The following is a 22,947-nucleotide window of genomic DNA, read 5'->3' as shown; positions in this document are numbered from 1 at the left end:
CGGCAGTTCGGTCGGACTGTTGATACATAAGATCACGAAACTCATATATGGGGGGCATTTGTACCCCGTGTCATGGCGCAACGAGAAACATGGGCCACGCGGACGGGGTTCATCCTCGCCGCGGTCGGTAGCGCAGTGGGACTAGGTAACATCTGGCGATTTCCGTTCCTCGTCGGACAGGAAGGCGGCGCGGCGTTTCTGGTCGTCTACCTCCTGTTCGTCGCCCTCATCGGGTTCCCGGCGATGCTCGTCGAGTTCGTCGTGGGTCGGCGGACGAATCGCAACCCGGTCGGCGCACTGAAGGAACTCGGCGGCGGCGTCTGGCAGTACCTCGGCTGGGTCTTCGCCGCCACGGGATTCATCATCCTGTCGTACTACAGCGTCGTCGGCGGCTGGGTACTCAGGTACGTCCTGATCGGCCTTCAGGGCGGCTACGTCGGTGACATCGAGGGCGCCGGAGGGCAGTTCGTCGAGGCGGCGAGCGGACTCGACGCCGTGCTCGGCCACGCCATCTTCATGGCGGCCGTGATCGCCATCGTCGGCTTCGGCATCCGTCGCGGGATCGAATTCGCCGTGCAAGTGATGGTCCCGGCGATCATCCTCATCGCCTTCGGCCTCGCGGTCTACGCGTTCACGCTCCCGGGTGCCAGCGAGGCGTACGCGTTCTACCTCTCGCCCGACGTGGGCGAGATCCTCGCGAACTGGACCGATATCCTGCCGGCGGCGGCCGGACAGGCGTTCTTCACGCTGTCGCTCGGGATGGGCGCGATGATCACCTACGCGTCCTACATCGGAGACGACCGAAACCTCGCGGAGGACGGCCTGATCATCGTCGGACTGGACACGCTGATCGCGTTCACCGCCGGTCTGATCGTCTTCCCGATCTTCTTCACCGGCGGCGTCGATCCGGCCAATACGATCGGCGCGGGCGCGATCTTCATCAGCCTCGCGGCGGCGCTCGGCGACCTGTCGTTCGGCTGGCTCATCGGTACGGTCTTCTTCGGCACCATCGCCATCGCGGCGCTCTCGAGCGCGATCAGCCTGCTCGAGGTCGTCGTCTCGTACCTCATCGACGAGCGGGGAATGGAACGGTTCACCGCGACGGCGATCGTCGGAACGATCATCTTCGTCGTCGGGATCCCGACCGCGCTCGACCTCGTCTTCATCGACCTCTACGACCTGTTCGCCAACAACATCCTGCTGGTGTTCGGCGGACTGATGGTGTCGATCTTCGTCGGCTGGGTGATCTCGAACGTCGCGCTCGACGAGATCGGACGCGGCGTCAGGAACCTCGGTTCGTGGGGCGACGTCTGGATCTGGCTCGTCCGAATTCCCGTCATCGTCATCCTGTTCGTCACCATCTACCTCGGCGTCTTCGAGTACTACGAGTTCCTGACCGGGGACTTCGCCGACTGGCTCGGACAGAACCTGTAACCGTCGACCGCTCTTTTTTCACGCCTCGCCGTAGACCGGCACGGCCGCGCCGCTCGTGGCCGCCGCCGCGTCGCTACACAGGACGGCCATCACGTCGGCGATCTCCCGGGGCTGGACCCACGCGTCGTGGTCGGCGTCGGGCAGCATCTCCCGGTTGGCCGGCGTGTCGATCACGCTCGGCAGCACGCAGTTCGCGCGCACGGTGCCCGTATTCTCCTCGGCGAGGGTCTCGGTCAGCAGGCGGATGCCGGCCTTCGTGATCCGGTAGGGGCCGTCGCCCGCGCCGCCTTCGAGCGACGAGCGCGCGCTGACGCTGACGATCGCCCCCTCGCGTGCCTGCAGGTGCGGGAGGGCGTGTTTCGACGCCAGAAACGCCGTCTTCAGGTTCACGTCCACGAGGAACTCGAACTCCTCGAGGTCGGTCTCCTCGACGTGGCTGCCGCCGCGCCACGTCCCCGCGACGTTCAGCAGGTGGTCGATCCCGCCGTGGTCGTCGACGACCGATTCGATCAGTTCCTCGACCGCCGACTCGTCGGTGAGGTCGGTCTCGTAGAAGTGGTGGCCGGCGTCCGGATCGAGGAGCGCGTCCTCGGCGTCGGGTTCGACCACGTCGACGGCACAGACCGTCGCGCCGGCCGCCAGAAACGTCTCGACGGCGGCGCTGCCGAGCGCGCCGCTCGCGCCGGTGATCACCGCGACCGTCCCCTCGAAGTCGTACGAGACTGACATGGCTTCCCCTACGACCCGCGGTCTCAAAAACGCGGCTCCCGCCGCCCGCGACTACGGCTCGACGACGAGTTTCCCGAGGAAACTGTCCTCCATCACGGCCCGCTGGGCCTCGTCGACCGCCTCCAGATTGTAGGTGCGGGCGACCTCCGCGGTGAGGTCGCCCGCGGCCAGCAGCCGCGCCAGCCGCTCCAGGATGCCCGCCATGTCCGGCGCGTTGAACAGCACCATCAGCTGGATCCGCAGTTCCGTCGCCCGCGCGGCCGGGACGTTCGTAAAGCCCGCCTCGGGCCGCGTGTTCCCGATGCCGACGACGCGTGCGCCCTGCGCGGCGACGTCCGCGTCGAACTGCAGGTAGTCGTCGAGCCGGTGGTCGAGGATCACGTCGGGTTCGCCCGCCTCCCGGACCGCGTCCGCGAGGTCGTCTCGCGCGTAGTCGACGACGGCGTCCGCGCCGAGGGCCTCGAGGTCGGCGTGGTACTCGGGCGCGGCGGTCGCCGTCACCGCCGCGCCCGCCGCGGCCGCGACCTGAACGGCGGCGTGGCCGACGCCGCCGCTACCGCCGTGGATCAGGCACCGCTCGGCCGGTTCGAGCCCCGCGTACTGGATCAGCGCCCGCCAGGCGGTACCGCCGGCGACGCCGAGGGCGGCGCCGACGTCGAAGCCGACGCCGTCCGGGAGGTGCGCGAGGAGGTCCGCCGGCGCGGCGACGAACTCGGCGCACGTCCCCTGGTGGTCCTTCCCGAGTCCGGTGCCGAACACCCGGTCGCCGGGCTCGAAGCGCGTCACGGCCTCGCCGACGGCCTCGACGACGCCGGCGACGTCGCTGCCCGGAATCCACGGCAGGTCGCCGGGCTGGTACGACCCCTCGCGGAAGTAGGTGTCGACGGGGTTGACCGCCGCCGCCTCGACGGCGATCAGCACCTCGTCGTCGTCGGGTTCCGGCCGGTCGACCTCGTCAACTCGCAGTACCTCCGGTCCGCCGTGTTCGTGGAATCGAACGGCGCGCATGTCCCCCGATTCGTCCCGGGGGACAAAGCATACCACGGTTCCGGCAGCGCGTCTCGTCGCGACCCCGACGGACTCGTCGACGGCGCGAGCCGTCCGTGCCGACGGTACGTTAATACGTCGCGGGCGTCGTCTACTCGAACGACCGATGCGGCTCATCGCCCACCGCGGCTTCGCGGCCGCGGCCCCGGAGAACACCGTCGCGGCGCTCCGGTCGGCGGCCGAGCGCGCCGACGCCGTCGAGTTCGACGTCCGCCGCTGTGGCTCGGGCGAACTCGTCGTCGTCCACGACGAGACGGTCGACCGCGTCACCGACGGCACCGGCGCGGTCGCCGACCTCACACTGGAGGAGTTGCGCTCGCTGACCGTCGGCCGCTCGGACGAGCGAATTCCGACGCTCGACGAGGTCCTCGCGGCGCTCCCGCCGGGGGTCGACGTCAACCTCGAAGTGAAGGCCGTCGGCGTCGCCGCGGACGTCCTCGACGCGCTCGACGGGGTCGACAACCGCGTCGTCGTCACCTCGTTCCTGCTCCCCGAACTGCGCGCCGTCCGGGACCTCGACCCCGAGCAACCGACGGGGCTGCTGGCCGGTCGCAGCCTCGACCACCCGGTGACGACCGCGGTCGAACTCGACTGCGACGTCCTCGGGGCGAGTTCCCGTCGCTGTCTCGGGACGCGGCTCGTCTCCCGGGCGAAGCACCTCGGGCTCGAAGTCCACGCCTGGGACGTCGAGAAGCGACTGACGGCGACGCTGCTCGGGCTACGCGGCGTCGACTACGTCTCCTCGGACCGGCCGCTCCGGCTGTAAGCGGCTCTTCGAGGGGGCCGGCGAGGGCCGTTCGCACCTCGGGGCGGTCGCGGCTCCGGCTCACAGCCCCCTCTCCGGAGCGCCTCGCGGCGCGTCAGCTGTCGGGTACGGAACGGGAACGTCCCGCTGTCCCCTCTCTAAATCGCTGTCGATAGGCAACCGGCTCACGCACTATCGCACGTCGAACTCTCACATAAAATAATGTCGGTACCATCGCATACAACCATGACACCGTGACGATACGGCCTGCTGAATCTACTGCACACTCTCTCTCCGCGCCGAGTGTCGCTTTCACTCGTCGACGGTGCCACGTTCGCGCCCCGTCCTCGGCACGCTCGCCGAACCCGATCCCCGTCTGCGGGTTCGACGGGGCCGGAATGGCGTCATTCGAGGCGTTCGGCGTGTTCGTAATCCCCCGGTCTCGCTTCCGGTCGCTCCCCGTCGAGTTCGATTCGCCACCCGTCTAACACGGTTGGATCGGCTAGCGCGTTCGTGAGCGTGGTTCGCACGTCGAGCAGGTCGACACCGTAGTAGTCGTTCGGGACGCCGTGGAGGTACTGCAACGCCGTCTCGAAGAGGCTCCGCATCCCGTCGTCGTTCTCGAAGTCGAAGTGCTTGTACGCGCCCGCCGCGACCTGCACCATTCCGTGAGCGAAGGCGCTTTCGGTGGTTCCGGCCCCGTAGTTGTACCACTCCGATTCGAAACAGTCGTGTGATTCGTGGAACGCGCCGGCGTTGTACAGGCGGACGCCGTGGACCGTCGCCCGGCGGAGGGTGTCGTGCTCCCAGCGGCCCGCGGACGCGAGCCACCCCGTCGGATTCCCCGGCGGCGGTTCGACCGTCGGGTCGCGGGTGTGCTCGTCCATGCCCACGGTTGGCGCCGCCGCCGGGTAACTCCCTCGGTCCCCCGCACGTTCGGGGCGAGGCCTTATTCGGCTCCGGGTGGGACGGGACGCCGATGAGACATCCGAGCTGGCGCTGTGCGGGGTGTGGGGAACGCCTCTACGCGCACGTCGAGGGCGGCTACTGGTGTCCGAACTGTGGGCGCCGGGACGGCGAGGGCCGAGACGGGAACGACGACGGCGGCGGGAGCGACGAGCGCGAGCGCCGCGTCGAGGCACCGGCCTGACGCCCCCGCTTACCGTTCTCGTTCGTCCGGCGGCGACCGCTCCGCGAGCCACTGGCCGTAGGCCGCGGCGTTCGTCGCCGCGAAGAGCATGAGAGTCCAGACGCCGAGCAGCGAGAGCGTGAGTTCGAAGGAGAGTGTCATGGTCACTGGCTGTCGTTCGGTCGGCTCTCGGCCTCTCGCACACATCAACGAATCGGTTCCGGCGACCGAGGCGCGTCGAGCGCGTCGAAGATCGGTTTCCCGGGATGTTCGGTTGCGGTGACGTGACCCCCTCTTTCAGGAATCCCGCACGGAGTACGGGACGGGTCACTTCGCAGTAACGTAGGTGAGGAAGGCCAGAGCCACGGTCTGCAGTGCACGGAGGGTGACCACGGACCGCTGGACGGCCGGGGAATCGGCGTAGAGCATCCCGCTGCTGAAGAAGAAGTAAATGGCGACGATATTCTCGAGGAGCATCGCGACGCCGAACGCCGCCAGTCCGGCAGTCATCTCGGACCCGAACGTCCGGTAGTTGCGCAGCCAGACGACCGTCAGCGCCGCCAGGAGGAGGACGTTCACCCCCGAGAGGGCGGTCGCGACCAGTATCCAGGGCCCCATCGCCTCCGCCATTCACATCGCCTCCAGCACGGTTTCGAACTCCTCGCGGTGGCGCTCGAACCGATCGGTCAGGAAGTACAACTTCCCGTACTCGTCGCCGCCGGATTCGATCACGTCGTGTTTCTGTAACATTTCGAGGTGGTGTCTCACCGTGTTGTAGTCGACGTCGAGGCACTCCGCGAGTTGGTTGGCGTTCCGGGGTCGCTCGTCGAGAGCGGCGATGATCCGCGCACGGTTCTCGCCGCCGCGAGTGCCGACGAGGAGATACCAGAGTGCCTTCTCCATCCGTGCGTGCTCTCGGTTCGGGGTATCATCAATTCGGGGGTCGTTCCCCTACCGTCTTCGAGACCCACCCGGTCGCACCGCTCGGGAACGCCTCCGACGGCGCTTCGGGCTGAAGGGTTCCCTCGCCGTCGATCGCTCGCACCACGACGTCGTGAGTGCCGTCGGCTTCGAACTCGTACCGCCACTGTCGCCACACGTCGTCCCCGGGGAGCGGGTCCGAGAGTTCCGCGTCCCGCCAGGTTTCCCCCGCGTCTATCGAGACTTCCACGCTCTCGATGCCACGCGTCCCGGCGTACGCGTGGCCGGCGACCTCGACGTTTCCATCGTCGAGCGTGGCGTCGCTCCAGAGTTTGGCGACGGTGTTCACCGGGCCGGTCCCGTGCCACCCGCGCTGTTCCCAGTAGCCGTCTATCTCCTCGTCCAGAAGTTCGATCTCGGTGAGCCACTTGACGTTCGTCTCGCCCCAGTGTCCGGGGATCAGAACGCGCACCGGATGACCGTGGGACCGGGGGAGAGGCCGGCCGTTCATCTCCCACGCGAGGAAGCCGTCCTCGAGGGCCTCGATCGGGAACTGGACGAAGTAATCGTCCGCCGCGTGAACCATTGCACAGCCACACTCACCCCCGGGGTCGGCCTCCTCCAGGAGTGGTTTGATCGGCGTCCCGGTCCAGACGGCGTTGTCCAGTTTCCGGCCGTTCAGGGTCTCGCCGACACACCGGAGCGTAACGAACCGTCGCTCGGTGGGCATGTCCGTCAGTTCGTCGAAGGAAACTGTCACGTCGTCGTCGACTTCGCCGGTGATCGTCAGCGACCAGTCCTCGGGCGAGAGGGTCGGATCGAACGTCGCTATGTCGACGTTGTAGAACTCGTCGAACGTACTCACGAGTCCCGGGACGTCGCCACGGATGTCGAGGGACTTCGCTTCGGCCTCCTGTAGAAGCGTGGATACCTCTTCGTCGATCTCCCCCGTCTCGCCGGTGGCGGGCTTGCCGGGAGCCGTCGACCGGCCGAGGCCGATAGAGATACCGAGGAAGGTGAGGGCACTCGCGCTCGCGACGAGGACGCGCCGTCGCGACGGGTCCCGTCCGGAAGCGGCCAGCGGCACAGCGCCAGCGGTGGTAAACGCCGCCACGGGTCCAGCGGCACCGACCGCGAGTACCGGCTCTGCAGTAATCGAGACGGTCAGGCCCCACGCGAGGACGCAGGCCAGGCCACCGCCGACCACGGGCCGGCCGACTCGTCGAGCAGCGTAGCGTCCACCCAGTGCGGTGGCCGCGAGCAATCCGGTCGCGACGACGAGGGACAGGCCAACGTGCAGGAGGTGTCCCTGTTCGCCGACGTTCTGAATCACGAACGCGACGATCTCTCCGGGCGTCAGCCGGACGACCGCGGCATCGATCGGTGCGACGACGAACCGTCTCGTGTACCCTGCGACCGCGTACGATCCCGCGACGCCCGTACCTCCGGCGAGTACGGCGAACAGGAAGTCGGTACGTGAGGGGAACTCGCCGCCTCGGAGGCGCTCGGTCAGCATAGTGGCTTCCGGCAGCGGCAGTTACCCGCCATCGGCCGTCGTCTCGTTGTCCGTCGGATCGTCGTCGCTCCCGCCGTCGGTACGGTCGGCCAGTTCGAGGGCCGTGGCTCCACTCGCCGCGTGGACACACTTCGTCGCGTTCCAGTGGGCCTCATGCTACCAGTACGTGGCCGCCCCCGGGGAAGTAGATTTTTCAAGAAGGACGGAAGATCGATGGAAACTCCGTCGAAGATTGGCCCCAAATCTCCACCCGATCCCGTCGGGACGAGCGCCTCGCGGGAGCACACGGCATTCTCCCGATCGACGCCCAGTTCTGTCCGCTTCTCCGAACGATACGTGCTATCCGTTCGGCACCGTCTACACGGTCTGCCGGACTAGACTTCCCGAACCGTTTCTGCCGATCACGTGTCCCGATAGGCGTCCGGAGACCGCCGGAACGAAAATCGGGTCGTTTAACCCCCACGAGGGCGTACACCCGAGTCGCGTGCGAGGGTAGCCAAGCGGTCAACGGCGGCGGACTCAAGATCCGCTCTCGTAGGAGTTCGTGGGTTCGATTCCCTCCCCTCGCATCGCAGTGAGGCGCACGCCGCGCCGAACGAGATGCCACGGAGGAATCGAATTACGCCGAGGTTCTGCGCTTCGCGCAGGTTCTCGGAGGTGGTTCGATTCCCTCCCCTCGCATCGCAAGATGCGGAAGATCCGACGGAGCGATCTTCCCTCGCAATTCTGACCGGACGACCGACGAGCGCCGCGTCTCCGCCGTTCCGGGCGGCCGAACCGCCGGGGACGTACAACCGGTTCGACCTCGATCGTTTCCTGAAAAACGGTATACTATACATTTGTTATCGGTCGCTCGGGGGCCGTCGTCACCGTCGGGCCGTCGGCGAACGAAAACGGCGTCTACCCGCCGACTACTCCCCGGAACTGGCGGGGGAGTCGACCGGCGAGGCCGTCGGCCGCCGGGCCCGACGGGTGTCGAGTTCGAACGCGGGCGACTTCCAGGTCTCCCAGTGGGCGGGGTTCTCGGGGTCGCCGAGGGTGTGCAGGACCTCCACCCTGAGCGTGTACGTCCCGCTCGGGACCGGGCGGGCGGCGTCGCTCTCGCCCGCCCGGGTCGTCCCGGGCCAGGGGAACTGTCGGTAGTGGTTCGGCCCCTCGCTGCGTGGCAGGTACTCGTCGGCCATCGCGAGCCACTCCCGGCCGCTCTCCCGGTGCTCGGCGTACACCCGCATCTCCCGCGGGAAGTGCCCGAAGAACGCCTCGACGACCGGGTAGTCACCCTCCGCGACGGCGAACTCGTGGCCCGCCTCGACCGGTTCGGTGACGGGGTCCCCGTCCGCCTCGTCGACGATCGCCGCCAGCCGCGGCTCCCGCTCGACGAACTCGTCCGGCCCCTCGTAGTAGCCGAACAGCGGCAGGTCCAGGTACTCGCCGTCGTACCCCGCGTACGGGACGCGCAGCGTCGCCGCGTCCTCGTCGTCGGGGCGCAGTTCGACGTAGCCCCCGTACTGGTGGTTCGGCCAGCCGAAGCCGGGGGCGACGATCGTCACGTCGACCGCGGTCGAGTCGCCGGCGGGGACCGTCACGGTCTCCGGGGCCTCGACCGCGGCGCCCGGCAGGAGGAACGTCGGTTCGAACGTGCTGGCCGCGGTCCCGAGCGTGCCGGCGTGGTCGATCGCGTACTCGACGTCCGTGTCACCGTCGTTGTACACCGTCACCGTCACCTCGGTTCGGTCGGCGTCGCCGACGGCTATCTGCCCGGGCTCGACGCGCCGGTCGGCGCCGACCGCCTCGTCGATCCGGAGCATCCCGGCCCCCTGCCGGAAGCTGTGATCGAGGAAGCCGGCGCCGGGAGCGAGCGACCACGGCGCCGGCTCGGCGGTGTTCTGTAGCCGGTCGCGTACCGCGAACGGATCGAGGTCGGGTTCGGCTTCGAGCAGCAGCGCGACCGCGCCGGCGACGTGCGGCGCCGCCATCGACGTCCCCGACAGCATCGCGTACCCGTCCCGCTCCAGCGGGTAGGTGGAGGTGATCAGCCCGCCCGGCGCGGTGAGCGTCGGGCCGAACGCGAGTTCGACGTCCTGTCCGTAGGAGCTGAAACTCGACAGCAGGCCGGCGTTCGGGTTCGGCACCGACACCTCCTCGTCGGTGAAGCCGAGTCGCACCTCCTCGCCGGCGTCGACGAGGGCGGCGAGTTCGAGCCCGTCCGCGCGGCTGATGCCCGCCCCCCAGACGCCCTCGACGCCGGCGTCGAGGATCGTGCCGCTGAACAGGCCGGAGACGTTGTTGAAGATCACCACGCCCGTCGCCCCGGCCTCGACGGCGTTCAGGTACTTCCGCGCGAACGTGCAATGACCGCGCTCGATCAGCGCGACGTGGCCCTCCGGGAACGCCGCGAAGTCCTCGGGCTCGCAGCCGAAGTAGCCCGTCTCGCCGCCGATCTCGCTCTCGGCGGGCAGCGCCAGCGGCGCCGACTCCCCCGCCGTCGGCGGCAGTTCCGCGCCGCTGAGTTCGAGGTACGGAACCGACCCGTCGAGCGCGGTGACCTCGAAGGCCAGCGCGTCGAGGGAGGTGTTCTCGGCGCTGGCGACGCTGACGATGTCGTGGGCGTTCGCCGGCGCGCTCAGGCTCCACGCGCCCAGTCCGCCGTCGTTGCCCGCGGAGTTGACGACCGCGACGCCCTGCGCGGCGAGTTCGTTGCTGGCGGCCGTCGTCGGGTACTCCTGTCCCCACGTCAGGCTCGCCCCGAGGGACATGTTGACGACGTCCATCCCGTCCTCGTAGGCGTCCTCCAGCGCCGCGACGATGACGTCGGCCGTCGTGGGCCCGGAGGCGCCGAACACCTTGTAGGCCCCGAAGGCCACCGCGGGCGCGACGCCGGTGACGCCGTCGTCGGCGGCGGCGTTCGCCCCCGCGATGCCGGCCACGTGGGTGCCGTGGCCGTTGCGGTCCATCGGGTCGGGGTTCGGGTCGGGTTCGGCGTCCGGGTCGCTGGCGTCGAACTCGTCGCCGACGTAGTCCCAGCCGTGGCTGATCCGCGGGTGGTCGAACGTGCGGTCGGCGCCGGCCTCGATCGTCTCGTCGGGGTCACCGCCGCCGCCGAGGTCCGGGTGGTTGTAGTCGACGCCCGTGTCGACGACCGCGACGCTGCGGCCGTCGCCGGTGAGACCGAGGTTCTGCGCGCGGTCCGCGCCGGTCATCGCGAGCGCGGTGTCCAGTTCCGGCGACGCCTCTTCGGGATCGGGACGGTCGACGAGCGCGACCGGGTACACCGCGCCGACGGCGTCGAACCCGCTCATCGCGACGGCGTCGGCGAGGTCGGCCCGAACCGAGAGGCCGTTCCACAGCGCGGTGAAGTCGTACCGCTCGGTGAACCGGACGCCCTCGCGTCGGGCCGCCGCACGGAGGCGAGCGCGCTCGTCGGCGTGGTCCGCCGGCGTCCCCCCGCGGACCGTCGGCGGCGCCTCGAGTTCGACGAACCACCGATCCGCCGCCCACCGGTCGCCCCGCCCGTCGCGGTCCTCCCACGGCGGCGAGCGATCCGGATCGATCGGCTCCCCGTCCGGCGACGCGCCGTCCCCGAGCGCCGTCCCGGAGAAGACGGCGCCGACGCCCGCCACGCTGGCGAGTTTCAGCGCGGTTCGTCTGTCCAGTCGATACCCGTCCGCCGCGTCGGAACCGGACGACGCCGACGCCCGGTCGTGGTGGCGTTCGTTGCTCATAGTCGGTGGTGTGGCGGGCTGCCACACGCTCACGCGCGTCCCGACGTCGCAAAAGAACGTTCAGTTTTCTCACACTGTATTGGAGAGAGGAACGTTTATCACCGAGGTATCGCATCCCGTCGCGGGAACGGTCCGGATTCGTCGCTCTCGGCGTGACGGTTCGTCCGGCGGTTCGATCCCGGAGGACGACATATATCGTGAGTGATGGTTTCACCCACCCAAAATAAGGCCACCCTGTAGACGGCGCCGTCGGCTCGACCCCGTCCGTTTCGAGGGTCGTACTAGTACCCGTGTAATATAGCGCATAGTACCTATTCGTCTTACTACCGATTGTACGGACGATGGCCAGCAATCCCGACGAACTCTCCGGCGGAGTGGAACCATCCGACGACGTCGACGACCTTCCGGAAGGGCTACAGGAGATGGCCAAACACGAGGGGGAGATCGACCGGCGGGAGATGGAGGAGACCTACGAGGACCTCTTCGAGGACATCGTCGAGACGGAGGTCGACCGGCGGGCCGTCCTGGGGGCGTTCGCGGGCGGGGGCGGTCTCGCGGTCCTGAACGCGCTGTTCGCCCAGAAGCTGTTCTTCGGCGACGACTTCGAGTCGGGGATGAAGGCGGTCGCGTCCGCGAGCGACGCGCCCCTCGGCGTCCGGAAGGTCGACGACCCCCCTTACGAGGTCGACGACGACGTCTACGAGCGGATCGACGCGTCGAAACACGCGATCCGCCACCCCGACCTCTACGGCGAAACGTCCGGCGACATCGGCGAACCGGACGCGAGCGAGTCGGACCCGATAACCCAGATCGAAAACGCCTGGGTGGGTCGGGGCTCCGTGACGATCGGCAACATGGACCCGTACGAGGCCTCCAGCGTGGGCGAGGCGCGAGCGCTCTGGGCGATAAACGACGCCAGAGCCCGTCCCGGCTGGGGGGCACACGTGAACCGGGCGGAGACGACGTTCTACGAGAAACACGGCCTCGACGACGACGAACTGGCGACGCGGGCGCCGGACCTCACCGACCCGGCCGACCTGACCCACAAGGTCAAGAAACTCGCGCGGATGATGGGCGTCGGCGCCGTCGGCGTCGCGGACGTAGACGAGCGCTGGATCTACGAGACGACCCAGTTCGGCCAGACCGTCGAAATCGGGGACTACGACCGGATACACGGCGACGACGGTACCGTCTACTTCCCCGAGAGCTACGACAAGGCGATCGTCATCGCCATCGAGATGCCCCGGAACATGGGTCGGACGGGCCAGTCTCTCGCCAGCGGCCTCTGTTCTAACATGGGGTACGAACGCCAGGGGTACGCGCTGGAGACGATGTCGCTGTGGATCGAGCACATGGGCTACCGCGCCATCCCGAGCGGGAACGACCTCGCCGCCACCGTCCCGCTGGCGATCGACGCCGGCCTCGGCGAGCACGGCCGCCACGCGCGGCTCATCCACCCGCAGTTCGGCTCGAACCTGCGGGTGTCGAAGATCTTCACGGACATGCCCCTGGAGTCCGACGACTGGATCCGGTTCGGGGCGAACGAGTTCTGTGACGCCTGCAAGATCTGCGCCCACCAGTGTCCGGCCGGCGCGATTCCGACCGGCACGCAGACGTGGGAGAGCCCCTATCCCGGCACGCAAGAGCACAAGAACCCCGGCGTCCGCAAATGGTACAACGACGGCGCGCGCTGCCGGAAGTTCTGGGGCGAGAACGGCACGAACGACAGCGCCTGTATGAACGCCTGCCCGTTCACGCAGGGTCGAAGCTGGCTCCACGAGATCGTCCGCTGGCAGGCGGGCATCTCGGGCACCGTCGACGGGATGCTGGCGACGATGTCGCGCGCGTTCGGCTACGAGCAACCCCTCCCCGCGGAGGCGATCTGGGAGATGGACTGGCTCCCGTACGGCATCTACGCGGACCCCGGTCTCGGGACGTTCTAGAGGTGACAACGATGACGGCACACAACACGGAACTCGAAGACGCGGGCTACTGGCGGACGGTCGGATCGCTCACGAAGGCGAAACTGGCGCAACTCGGCGCGCCCGGCGTCGTCCTCGGCGTGATCTGGCTCGTCGGACTGTGGGTGTGGTACGACTGGGCAGCGGGCGCCTACCGCGAACAGGTCCCGCAGGCGGGACGAATCCTGCTGGGGATCCTGATCGCGTGGCTGCTGGCGGGGCTCGCGATCTACCTCTGGCGTGACCCCCACGGCGCCCGATCCGCGCTCGTCCGTCGGCTCGAGAGCTAACGCCGGAGTCGGCTATCGTCCCGCACCCCACGAACGTCCGTTTCGACGTCAAACCACATGCACACCACCAGTACTCCGAGACGCGACCGTCGACGCCGTCCCGCGACGGGAAGGGGGTGGCCGGCGTGAACCGGCGCGAGGCGCTCCGCTACGGCGGCGAAGCCGCGGCCGTCACCGCGCTGGGAACCCTGTTGATTCGAGCGGGCGTCGTCGGCGGCGACGCCGACGAGGCCGTCTTCCCGCCGAGCGTCGACGCCGACGAGCGACTGCTCGAACGCTGCATCAAGTGCGGCCGCTGCGTCCAGGTCTGCCCGACGTCGGCGCTGACGTTCGCCGACGTCCCCGACGGGCTGTTACACAGCGGCGTGCCGATCCTCGATCCCGAAAACGGCGGCTGTATCGCGTGGAACGAGGCGTGTCTCGACTGCGTCGACGCCTGTCCGACCGACGCGCTCCGGGACCTGCCCACGGACGACCGCGGCCGCCTCCCGGCCGACGAGGTGATCGGGGTCGCACAGGTCGACGCCGGCCGCTGTATCAACTGCTCGAACTGCGACCCGGTGTGTCCCACCGACGCGATCCGCGAACCCGGCTACGAGGACCGGGAGACGTTCTCGGTGGACACCGACCGGTGTCCGGGCTGTGGCCGGTGCGTCGAGGCCTGTCCCGTCGACGGGACGGCGATCGAACTGTACCCGCCCGACGAGGAGGCGGCGTACCCGGTCCGGAGGGGGTGACCGATGTCGCGCCTCTCCATCCGGACCGTCCGGAACGCGTTCTTCCTCGGCGTGCTCGCGTTGATCCTCGTCGGGTCGGGACTCGAAGTCGCGACCGGATCGCTCTCGGCGTTCGGGGTGGGGATGCTCCGGTTTATCTGTCCGGTGGGCTTTCTGGAGATCACGCTCGCCACGCGCTCGGTCGTGTGGGTCGCGCTCCCCTACACGCTGTTGACCCTCGGCGTCGTACTCGTCCTCGGACGGTCGCTGTGCGGGTGGGTCTGTCCGATGCGACCGATCGTCCACTGGGTGCAGCGGTCCCGGCCCCTGATGTGGGTCCACGGCGCGTCGCGTCGGCTCCCGGTATCGACGAGTTGGCGCGACGGCGTCGCGCTGCTTGCAGGGGTACTGGGGGTCACCGCGGTGACCGGCTACCCGTTCTGGAGTTCCTTCTGTCCGATCGGGATCATCTCGCGGAACCTGATCCTCCTCGGGAAACACCAGACGCTGTCGTGGAGCCTCGGCATCGCCGCCGCGTACCCGTTCGTCGTGCTGTTCGTCGTGGACTGGCCCCGCGTCTGTCCCGTCGGAAACGTCGGCGGCGTCGCGAACGTGTACACGTCGACCGAGACCGTTCGGTACGCGCCGGACGAGTGCATCGACTGTAACCGCTGTGTAACCGTCTGCCCGCGGGGAAACGACGTCCGGGGACCCCGAACCGAGCAGGACGCGTGTATCAACTGCTTCCGGTGCGTCGAGGAGTGTCCCACCGACGCCCTCGACGTGGACCTGCTCGACTTGCACCGACGGCGGTCGGCCGACGACGAGAAGCGATGACCGTCGGACGCCGACCGGCGACGTGCCCCTCACGACCCCGGCTACGACGGGGACTCCCGTCGTGAACCCCACTCGCTGGGAATGGAGCGTGGACTTGTAAGCGTGCCGCGGATAGTTACGTATAAGATGACTGACTGCAACGAAACTCCTCTCGACGTGATAACCGTTGAAGAGTGTCTCAACGCGGTGTTACGAATCACGCCGCACCCCGACTCGAACTGTCCGATACTCGATGCGATCGGCTCCAGCCGGGAGGTAATGCAGTCTATCTGTCACAACAACGAAGAGGAGTGCGACGAGTGTCGCGCGAAACTGCGGACGGGTGAGTCGGACGCGACGCTCGTCAAGACGAACGTCCACGAGAAGTGCATCTGTTCGGTGATCCGGTCCCACGACTGTATTTCGAGCGTCGACGCCTTCGAGGACGACGACCTGATCGTCTCGCTGTCGACCTGCGACCGGGAGCAGATCTTCTCTATTATCAGCTCGCTGAAGGACACTGGGGCCGAGGTCCGACTCCAGCAACTCACGACGGACGAACTCGACGAGGCGAACAGGTCGTTCACGCTGGAGGTGGACGGCTTCACGGACAAGCAACTGGAGGCCGTCGAAGTCGCGGTGAGCGCCGGCTACTACGACGTGCCACGCCGGACGGACCTCGCGGACATCTCGAATCGTCTCGGGATCACGCGCTCTGCGGTCTCGAACCGCCTCTGTGCGGCCGAGCGGAAACTCGTCCGCGAACTGTTCGAGGCCATCCGCTGACCGGCCCCGCGGCCGCGACGCGGGGACGACCCCGACCGCCGGAACCCCTACACCTTTTGTCGCCGGCCCGCTCACCCTCGACGATGAACGAGAGCGACGACGAGGACCACGCGGCCCGGGCTACGAGGGCCGCGCGGGCGGCCGAGGCCGGCGCCGCGGTCGCCGAGGAGGCGTTCCGGGAGGGGATCGCAGTCGAGACGAAAGGCGGGAAGACCGACGTCGTCACGCAGGCCGACCGCGACGCCCAGCGGGCCGTCATCGAGGCGATCCGCGAGGAGTACCCCGACGACCCGGTCGTCGGCGAGGAGGAGGACGAACTGAAGGCGGTCCCCGAAGCGGGGCCGGCGTGGATCGTCGATCCGATCGACGGGACGAACAACTTCGTCCGGGGGATCCGAGTGTTCGGCACGGCCGTCGCGGCCGTCGTCGACGGCGAACCGGTCGGCGCGGCGAACGTCTTCCCCGCGCTCGGGGACGCCTACCGGTCGGGGCCCGAAGGCGTCTTCCGCGACGGCGACCCGATCGCGGTCAGCGACCGGACGGACCCCGAGACCTGCGCCGTCGCGCCGACGCTGTGGTGGGCCCTCGACGACCGCGGGCGCTACGGCGCGGCCTGCAAAGCGATCGTCGACCGGTTCGCCGACCTGCGGCGGTTCGGCTGTGCGCAGGCCACGCTGGCGATGGTCGCCTCGGGCGCGCTCGACGGGACGATCACGAACCTGCGGGCGAACCCGTGGGACTCGGTCGCCGGCGTCCACATGGTCCGGGCGGCCGGCGGTACGGTCACCGACCTCGAAGGCGAGCGCTGGCGCCACGACAGCGTCGGCCTCGTGGCCTCGAACGGGGCCGTCCACGAGGAGGTGCTCGCGGCGGCCCGCGAGATCGAACGCGAGGCCGGAGACTGAGGCCGACGCCATCCCGCGAATCTGCCCCCGCCGGAAGGCCTTTTAGCCGGGCGTCCGCCCGTCGAGGTATGGACCTCGACGACACGGACCGCGCGATCCTGCGGATTCTCCAGGAGAACGCGCGGACGCCGTTCAGCGAGATCGCACGCCGGATCGACATGTCGAGCGCCACGGTCCACGACCGCGTCAACCGCCTCGAAGAGGCCGGCGTCATCGAAGGGTACCACGCGCGGGTCGACCCGAAGGCGGTCGGCCTCGACATCTCCGCGATCGTTGGCCTGCGGGTCGAACAGGGCCGCGAGACCGACACCCTCGAAGCGCTCGCGGGGATCGAAGGCGTCCAGGAGGTTCACCTGACGACCGGCGAGTGGGACGTGATGATGCGCGTCTACGCCGAGGACGCCGACGCGTTGCGGGAGTTGATGTTCGACCGGATCGCCCGGATGGACGGCTTCGCGCGCTCGCAGACGATGGTCGTCCTCGGGACGACCCACGACAGCGAGGAACTGCCGCTGTGAGCCACCGCACGGCGAGCGCCCGCGACCGGAATCGGAAACGGTAAACGCAAGCCCCGCAGGCGTATCGTGTATGGACGAGTACATCGACCGCGTTGGCGCCGAACGGCTCTGGGTCGCGGTCGTCGGAATCCTCGGCCTCACGGTCGTCCTCGGCGCGACGCTGTTCCCCCAGCGGGTGTACGTCGACCTCATCTGGCAGTACTACTGGGGACCGGTGGTCGCCGACGCACAGGGGATGAGTTGCGTCGCGTGGGCCGGCGGGACGGAGATTCCCTGCACTCAGGCGGGTCCGGGCGACGGCCCGACCGCCAGCCCGGGGTACACGTTCGTCTCCTACGCCGGCTACATCCCGACGCTGATCCTGCTGCTGGTCGGGATCATCTTCCTGATCCGCCGGCTCGATATCACCCGCTACCGCGCGGGCTTTTACGGCCTGTTCCCGTTCATGCTGTTCGGCGGGGCGCTCCGGGTCGTCGAGGACGCCAACGTCGCCGGCGGGACGCCGATCTCGCTGCCGTGGTCGGCGTTTCTCATCAGCCCGTTCATCTACGGTACCGTCTTCGTGCTCACGGTCGCCGCGCTGGTGGCGGCCGTCCGGCTCGAACGCAACGGCCACGTCCGGGGCTACGAGTACGCGCTGGCCGGCCTCGGGACCGCCGCCCTCGCGGTCACGGTCGGCTACCTGAGCTACCTCGCGGCGACGACGCCGTACACGTCCTTCTACCCGGGCATCCTCGTGGCGACGCTCGGCGGCGCGACCGTCGTCACGGCGGTCACGTGGGTCGGGATCGACCGGTTCGCACCCGACCTCAACCGGGGCACCGAGTACATGGGACTGGTCGTCATCTGGGCCCACGCCGTCGACGGCGTCGCGAACGTGATCGGCCTCGAGTACGCGACGTACTTCGGCTGGGAGCAGAACCTGATCCCGAAACACCCGATCAACGCGGCGATCGTCGACTACTTCGGCCACGCGGGGCCGTTCCTCCTCCTGAAGGTCGTCGCCGCCGTCTTCGTCGTCTGGATCTTCGACGAGACCATCTTCGAGGAGAGCCCGCGCTACGCCGTCCTCCTGCTGATCACCGTCGTCGCCGTCGGCCTCGGGCCGGGCACCCGCGACATGCTCCGGGCGACGTTCGGCGTCTGATCGCCCGCCGCCCGTTCTCGTCGGCCCCGCTCCGCGGAGCGAGGCGTTTAATCGCCGCGGCGCGAAACGACCGCCCATGACCGACACCGACGGGTGGTTCGCGGCGGGCGACCCGGACGACGTCGACGCGCTCGCCGCCGCCATCGGCGACGGCGAGACCGACGAGCCCCGCGACTGGCCCGAACGCGCCGTCGACGCCGGCTTCGCGGCCGACGAGGCGGGCTACTACGACGCCCTGCACGAGGCCTCGCTCGTGGCGACGCGGGCCGCCGTCGAGGCGCGCGAGCGCGCCGACGACCGCCAGCTGGTCCACGCCGTGCGGGCGATGGACGACTGCCGGCGGACCGCCAACGAACTCGCCGAGCGGCTGGCCGAGTGGGCCGGGACGGTCGACCCCGAGGCGGGAACCGGCGTCGAGTACGCCCGCGAACTGGCCGCCCGCGAGCCCGAACCGGGGCTCGAACGCGTCCACTCGCTGGCCGCCCGCGTCGCGGCCCTCGCCGACGAGGCCGACGACCTGCGGGCGTTCGTCGAACGGCGCACCCCGGCGGTCGCGCCCAACCTCGCGGCGCTCGCCGGCCCCGTCCTCGCCGCGCGACTGGTCTCGCTCGCCGGCGGCCTCGAATCGCTGGCGAAACAGCCCAGCGGGACGGTCCAGGTGCTCGGCGCCGAGGACGCGCTGTTCGCGCACCTCCGCGGGCACGCCCCCTCGCCCAAACACGGGATCATCTACACCCACGACGCGGTCCGCGGCACCCGACCGGAAGACCGGGGGTCGGCGGCCCGCGCGGTCGCGGGCAAACTCGCCATCGCGGCCCGGATCGACCACTATTCGGGCGACTACCGGCCGGAACTCGAGGCCGAACTCGCCGAGCGGATCGAGACGATACAGGCGCGCGCCGACGATACGGGAGGTGAGGGCGGTGAATGACGTCCTCCCCGCTGGCGTCGAGCGCCGCGAAATCGACGGCCGGGAGCGGCTGGCGACCCGCGGCGACCCCGTCTACGGCGAACCCACGGACGGCGAGTGGCGCGCGTGGGACCCGCGCCGGTCGAAGCTCGGCGCGATGTTCGAACTCGGGATGGAGACCGGCCTCGAAGGCGGCGAGACGGTACTCTACCTCGGGGCGGCCAGCGGGACGACCGCGAGCCACGTGGCCGACTTCGCGGGGCCGACCTACGCCGTCGAGTTCGCCGCCCGCCCCGCCCGCGACCTGCTCTCGGCGGCCGAACCGCGCCCGCGGCTGTTCCCGCTGCTGAAAGATGCCCGCAAGCCCGAGACCTACGCCCACGTCGTCGAGGCGGACGTCGACGCGGTCGTCCAGGACGTCGCGACCCGGGGGCAGGCCCGCGTGGCGCTCGAAAACCGCCGGTTCCTCGCCGACGACGGCCGCCTGCTCGTCGCGATCAAGGCCAGAAGCGAGGACGTGACCCGCGACCCCGCCGCCGTCTTCGCGGCGGTGCGCGAGGAACTCGAAACGGGGTACGAGATCCTCGAAAGCCGGCGGCTCGACGAGTACCACGCCGACCACCTCGGGGTCGTCGCCCGGCCGCGGTGAGTCGCCGCGGAGGCGCTGCCGACTCCAAACCGTATTTATCTCCCGGGCCGAAAGACGCGCAACGATGGAACGGGGGTCGCCCGAATCGTTCACGCGAATGGGCACGCTGGGCATCGAGGAGGAGTGCTTCGTCGTCGACGAGCGCGGCCGCCCGACGAGCGGGACCGACGAACTCGTCTACGAGGGAGAGCCGCCGGAGATTCTCGATGGGCGACTCGACCACGAACTGTTCAAGTTCGTGATCGAGACCCAGACGCCGCTGATCGACGACCCGGGCGAGGCCCGCGACGTGCTGTGTGACGTACGCGAGGCGCTCGTTTCCTACGCCGAGGCCTACGGCTTCCGGGTCGCCGCCGCGGGCCTGCACCCGCTTGCGAGGTGGCGCCAACTCGAACACGCCGAGAAGCCCCGCTACCGCTCGCAACTCGACCGCATCCAGTATCCCCAGCACCGCAACACGACCGCGGGCGTCCACGTCCACGTCGGCGTCGACGACGCCGACAAGGCCGTCTGGATCGCAAACGAGTTGCGGTGGTACGTGCCGATCATGCTGGCGCTCTCGGCCAACTCGCCGTACTGGAACGGCTTCGACACCGGCCTCCAGTCCGCCCGGGCGAAGATCTTCGAGGCGCTGCCGAACACGGGGATGCCGACCTACTTCGAGGACTTCGCCGCGTTCGACGACTTCGAGCGCCGGATGCTCGAATCCGGCGCGATAAACGACCGCGGCGAACTCTGGTACGACGTCCGTCCGCACACCGGCCACGGCACCGTCGAGATACGGACCCCCGACGGGCAGGCCGACCCCGACGTCGTCTACGCGTTCGTCGAGTACGCCCACGCGCTCGTGACCGCGCTGGCCGAGGAGTACGAGGACGGCACGTCCGCCCGCCGCCACCGCCGCGAACTGCTCGACGAGAACAAGTGGCGGGCGATCCGCTACGGCCACGACGCCGCGTTCCTCGACCGCGAGGTGGAGGGGACCGTCGACCTCGGCGAACTCGTCGACCGGGAGTCCGAGCGCCTCGGCGTCGACGGCATCCGCCGGGTCTACGAGCGCGAGAGCGGCGCGCACCGGCAGCGCCGACTGCGCGAGGAGGCGGGCGTCGACGCCCTCTGCCGGTCGTTGCTGCTCGAAGCCGCGTGAACTGACCCGCAAAGGTTTAACACCGCGGATAGCTTTCACCCCACGAGAGGAGCCATGGCTTCAGACGACACCGACGACCGTCCGGTGACCGGCGAGACCGGGGTCGACGACACCGAAGACGGCGGAATCACGCCGGTCGAGGGGGAGGGGCAGGAACCGACGGCGAGCGCGGCCGAGGAACTCGACGGCCGGATCGTCGACCTGCTCGCCTGGATCCTCGACACGGAGACCCGGGCGAAGATCTACGTTTACCTGCTCGCAAACCCCGGGAGCACCTCCGAGGAGGTCGCCCAGGGGACCGGCCTCTACCCGAGCACGGTCCGCGAGGCGCTCGCCGAACTGCACGACGAGGAGCGGGTCAGCCGCGAGAAGCGCGCGAGCGAGGGCGCCGGCAACAACCCCTACGAGTACACGGCGATCCAGCCGAGCGAACTCGTCGGCGGCGTCGTCGATCAGGTCCAGCGCGAACTCAACACGATCTTCACCCTCGACCGCATCCTCGACCGCGAGGAGGAGGGGGACCTCGACGAGGGCGTCGAACCCGTGACGATCACCGTCGACGACACGAGCGCGCCGGACGCGGCCGACGATCGGGCGTCGGCAAACGACGACGCCGACCCCGAGTCCGGTGCCGACGCCGGACCGGGAGACGAGGTCGACGAGGAGTAACGCACGGACGGCGTCGACCCGGCCGGAACGCGACGTCAGCGACCGGTGTCAGTCGAAGTCGGCTACTCCTCCTCGAGGCCGAGCACCGCGGGCCGTTCGAGTTCGAGGTCGTACCCCACCGCACGCACCGACTCGGTCGGCCAGCCTCCGGTGTCGGTCAGCGGTTCGACCTCGTCTTCCGAGACGAGGACGGTTCCCTCGCTTTTGGCCCCCTGAACGGTCGGGTTCCACGCGTAGGCCATCGGCGCCTCGACGGGCGCCTCGTGGTCCGGGGTGGCGATCCACTCCCGGCCGGCGAAGCCGGCCGCTCCGCCCTGGTGGTGGTGGCGCCACTCGCCCTCGTGGCCGAGGTCGGCGTACGCCTCCTGGATCGCCGCGAAGACGTCGCCGGCCGTTCCGCCCTCGGTCGCCGCCTCGCGGGTCGCCGCCAGCGCCGTCGCCTCGACGCGTGCGGCGGCCGCGTGGCGCTCGGCGAGCCACGACGGCGGGTCGAACGCGACCGCGCGGGTGCAACTGGCGTGGAGGCCGTGGCGCTGGGCGGTCACCGAGACGAGAGCGTACCCGCCGAGTCGGGCGTCCGTCGGCGTGTAGTGGCGGTACGCCTGCGCGCGCTCGGCGCCGCCGACGAGGACGACCGGCGCCTCGATCCCCCGGGCCGACAGCGCGACCGACAGCGCCGCGGAGACCTCGTGTTCGGCGTCCTCCGGTTCGAGTTCCCGGCAGACGGCCTCGACGGCGGCGGCCGTCTCGCGGCCGAGGTCGCGGTAGCGCTCGCGGTCGGTCTCGGTCAGCGGCTGGCGGAGCGTCGCGGGGTCGACGCGGTCGAGACCGGGCACGTCGACGTCCGCGGCGGCGGGGCCGTCGGTCCGCTCGGCGATCGCCTCCACGAGCGAGCGCTCGTGCCACGGGAACGTCTCGACGCGGACGGCGTCGCGGTCCAGATCCGGCAGTTCCTCGGCTTCGAGGCGGTCGGCCTCGATGGTGTTGGTCAGCAGCGTCACCTCGTCGCCGTCGTAGCCGACCGCGGCGACCCCGAGGTCGCTCTCACGGTCGACGACGGCGCTGCCGCCGGTGAGCCACGCGTAGGAGTTCGGTCGCACGAGCCAGACCGTCTCGAGCCCGTTCCGGTCGAGGGAGGCGTCGAGTCGCTCCAGTTTCTCCATGGCGGTCGCTGGAACGGCGGGGTATTG

General features: G+C 69.4%; 24 protein-coding genes and 1 tRNA gene. 16 read left to right on the top strand and 9 right to left on the bottom strand.

The genetic code is table 11. The features are described from left to right. Nucleotides 1–72 precede the first annotated feature (72 nt). Nucleotides 73–1,434: a sodium-dependent transporter gene (locus NKG98_RS02035; protein WP_254768080.1), complete on the top strand. Its 1,362-nt coding sequence runs from the start codon at nt 73–75 to the stop codon at nt 1,432–1,434. An 18-nt stretch (nt 1,435–1,452) separates the two neighbouring features. On the opposite strand, the gene NKG98_RS02030 is transcribed toward NKG98_RS02035, so the two are convergent. After that, nucleotides 1,453–2,163 (bottom strand): SDR family oxidoreductase, encoded by a 711-nt coding sequence (locus NKG98_RS02030; RefSeq protein WP_254768079.1) that lies wholly within the window; start codon nt 2,161–2,163, stop codon nt 1,453–1,455. 51 nt (nt 2,164–2,214) lie between these two features. After that, nucleotides 2,215–3,171 (bottom strand): NADPH:quinone reductase, encoded by a 957-nt coding sequence (locus NKG98_RS02025; RefSeq protein ID WP_254768078.1) that lies wholly within the window; start codon nt 3,169–3,171, stop codon nt 2,215–2,217. Between the two features lie 145 nt (nt 3,172–3,316). Here NKG98_RS02025 and NKG98_RS02020 point away from each other — a divergent pair, with 145 nt between their 5' ends. Further along, a complete protein-coding gene (locus tag NKG98_RS02020; RefSeq protein ID WP_254768077.1) occupies nt 3,317–3,976 on the top strand; it encodes a glycerophosphodiester phosphodiesterase in 660 nt (219 codons plus the stop codon). A 383-nt stretch (nt 3,977–4,359) separates the two neighbouring features. Here NKG98_RS02020 and NKG98_RS02015 read toward each other — a convergent pair whose 3' ends face one another. Next, the gene (locus NKG98_RS02015) at nt 4,360–4,842 is read right to left on the bottom strand and encodes a DUF309 domain-containing protein (RefSeq protein ID WP_254768076.1); all 483 of its coding nucleotides are present in this window, start codon (nt 4,840–4,842) and stop codon (nt 4,360–4,362) included. Between the two features lie 92 nt (nt 4,843–4,934). Between NKG98_RS02015 and NKG98_RS02010 the strand changes: the two genes are divergently transcribed. Next, nucleotides 4,935–5,105, top strand: a complete 171-nt coding sequence (locus NKG98_RS02010; RefSeq protein WP_254769515.1) for a hypothetical protein — start codon at nt 4,935–4,937, stop codon at nt 5,103–5,105. A 9-nt stretch (nt 5,106–5,114) separates the two neighbouring features. Here the strand turns inward: NKG98_RS02010 and NKG98_RS18970 are convergent, their stop codons facing one another. From NKG98_RS18970 to NKG98_RS01995, 4 genes are all read right to left on the bottom strand, one after another. Continuing rightward, entirely contained in the window at nt 5,115–5,246 is a 132-nt protein-coding gene (locus tag NKG98_RS18970) for a hypothetical protein (RefSeq protein WP_256558456.1), read from the bottom strand. 165 nt (nt 5,247–5,411) lie between these two features. Continuing rightward, nucleotides 5,412–5,714: a DUF8036 family membrane protein gene (locus NKG98_RS02005; RefSeq protein WP_254768075.1), complete on the bottom strand. Its 303-nt coding sequence runs from the start codon at nt 5,712–5,714 to the stop codon at nt 5,412–5,414. Next, the gene (locus tag NKG98_RS02000) at nt 5,715–5,987 is read right to left on the bottom strand and encodes an ArsR/SmtB family transcription factor (protein WP_254768074.1); all 273 of its coding nucleotides are present in this window, start codon (nt 5,985–5,987) and stop codon (nt 5,715–5,717) included. 28 nt (nt 5,988–6,015) lie between these two features. Next, complete coding sequence (locus NKG98_RS01995; protein ID WP_254768073.1) at nt 6,016–7,521, bottom strand: molybdopterin-dependent oxidoreductase; 1,506 nt, start codon at nt 7,519–7,521, stop codon at nt 6,016–6,018. Nucleotides 7,522–8,007: 486 nt separating this feature from the next. Between NKG98_RS01995 and NKG98_RS01990 the strand changes: the two genes are divergently transcribed. Then, a tRNA-Leu gene (locus tag NKG98_RS01990) sits at nt 8,008–8,090 on the top strand. A 342-nt stretch (nt 8,091–8,432) separates the two neighbouring features. Here the strand turns inward: NKG98_RS01990 and NKG98_RS19045 are convergent. Then, a complete protein-coding gene (locus NKG98_RS19045) occupies nt 8,433–11,243 on the bottom strand; it encodes a S8 family serine peptidase (RefSeq protein WP_304612848.1) in 2,811 nt (936 codons plus the stop codon). A gap of 341 nt (nt 11,244–11,584) precedes the next feature. On the opposite strand from NKG98_RS19045, the gene NKG98_RS01975 reads away from it, so the two are divergent. The 12 genes from NKG98_RS01975 (at nt 11,585) to NKG98_RS01920 (ending at nt 21,757) form a co-directional block, all read left to right on the top strand. Further along, the gene (locus NKG98_RS01975; RefSeq protein ID WP_254768072.1) at nt 11,585–13,186 is read left to right on the top strand and encodes a reductive dehalogenase; all 1,602 of its coding nucleotides are present in this window, start codon (nt 11,585–11,587) and stop codon (nt 13,184–13,186) included. 11 nt (nt 13,187–13,197) lie between these two features. Further along, nucleotides 13,198–13,494: a hypothetical protein gene (locus NKG98_RS01970; RefSeq protein ID WP_254768071.1), complete on the top strand. Its 297-nt coding sequence runs from the start codon at nt 13,198–13,200 to the stop codon at nt 13,492–13,494. Between the two features lie 125 nt (nt 13,495–13,619). After that, nucleotides 13,620–14,231, top strand: a complete 612-nt coding sequence (locus NKG98_RS01965) for a 4Fe-4S binding protein (protein ID WP_254768070.1) — start codon at nt 13,620–13,622, stop codon at nt 14,229–14,231. 3 nt (nt 14,232–14,234) lie between these two features. Beyond that, nucleotides 14,235–15,047: a 4Fe-4S binding protein gene (locus NKG98_RS01960; RefSeq protein WP_254768069.1), complete on the top strand. Its 813-nt coding sequence runs from the start codon at nt 14,235–14,237 to the stop codon at nt 15,045–15,047. Between the two features lie 126 nt (nt 15,048–15,173). Continuing rightward, entirely contained in the window at nt 15,174–15,812 is a 639-nt protein-coding gene (locus NKG98_RS01955; RefSeq protein WP_254768068.1) for a helix-turn-helix domain-containing protein, read from the top strand. 83 nt (nt 15,813–15,895) lie between these two features. Further along, on the top strand, nt 15,896–16,717 hold the full coding sequence (locus tag NKG98_RS01950) for an inositol monophosphatase family protein (protein ID WP_254768067.1): 822 nt from the start codon (nt 15,896–15,898) through the stop codon (nt 16,715–16,717). Nucleotides 16,718–16,785: 68 nt separating this feature from the next. Further along, entirely contained in the window at nt 16,786–17,235 is a 450-nt protein-coding gene (locus NKG98_RS01945; RefSeq protein ID WP_254768066.1) for an Lrp/AsnC family transcriptional regulator, read from the top strand. A gap of 70 nt (nt 17,236–17,305) precedes the next feature. Continuing rightward, nucleotides 17,306–18,382: a DUF63 family protein gene (locus NKG98_RS01940; protein ID WP_254768065.1), complete on the top strand. Its 1,077-nt coding sequence runs from the start codon at nt 17,306–17,308 to the stop codon at nt 18,380–18,382. Nucleotides 18,383–18,458: 76 nt separating this feature from the next. Beyond that, nucleotides 18,459–19,313: an NOP5/NOP56 family protein gene (locus tag NKG98_RS01935; protein WP_254768064.1), complete on the top strand. Its 855-nt coding sequence runs from the start codon at nt 18,459–18,461 to the stop codon at nt 19,311–19,313. Then, nucleotides 19,306–19,941 (top strand): fibrillarin-like rRNA/tRNA 2'-O-methyltransferase, encoded by a 636-nt coding sequence (locus NKG98_RS01930; protein WP_254768063.1) that lies wholly within the window; start codon nt 19,306–19,308, stop codon nt 19,939–19,941. The genes NKG98_RS01935 and NKG98_RS01930 overlap by 8 nt, the downstream gene beginning before the upstream one ends. A gap of 64 nt (nt 19,942–20,005) precedes the next feature. Then, nucleotides 20,006–21,088: a glutamate--cysteine ligase gene (locus NKG98_RS01925; protein WP_254768062.1), complete on the top strand. Its 1,083-nt coding sequence runs from the start codon at nt 20,006–20,008 to the stop codon at nt 21,086–21,088. A gap of 54 nt (nt 21,089–21,142) precedes the next feature. Next, the gene (locus tag NKG98_RS01920; RefSeq protein WP_254768061.1) at nt 21,143–21,757 is read left to right on the top strand and encodes a helix-turn-helix domain-containing protein; all 615 of its coding nucleotides are present in this window, start codon (nt 21,143–21,145) and stop codon (nt 21,755–21,757) included. A 62-nt stretch (nt 21,758–21,819) separates the two neighbouring features. Here NKG98_RS01920 and NKG98_RS01915 read toward each other — a convergent pair whose 3' ends face one another. Then, entirely contained in the window at nt 21,820–22,920 is a 1,101-nt protein-coding gene (locus NKG98_RS01915; protein ID WP_254768060.1) for a M24 family metallopeptidase, read from the bottom strand. Nucleotides 22,921–22,947 lie beyond the last annotated feature (27 nt).

Origin of the sequence: Salinilacihabitans rarus (assembly GCF_024296665.1) — an archaeon.
In the GTDB taxonomy this organism is placed as follows: Archaea; Halobacteriota; Halobacteria; order Halobacteriales; family Natrialbaceae; genus Salinilacihabitans; species Salinilacihabitans rarus.
The sequence above is the reverse complement of the archived record's forward strand: the minus strand, read 5'-3'. Positions and strand labels throughout refer to the sequence as shown.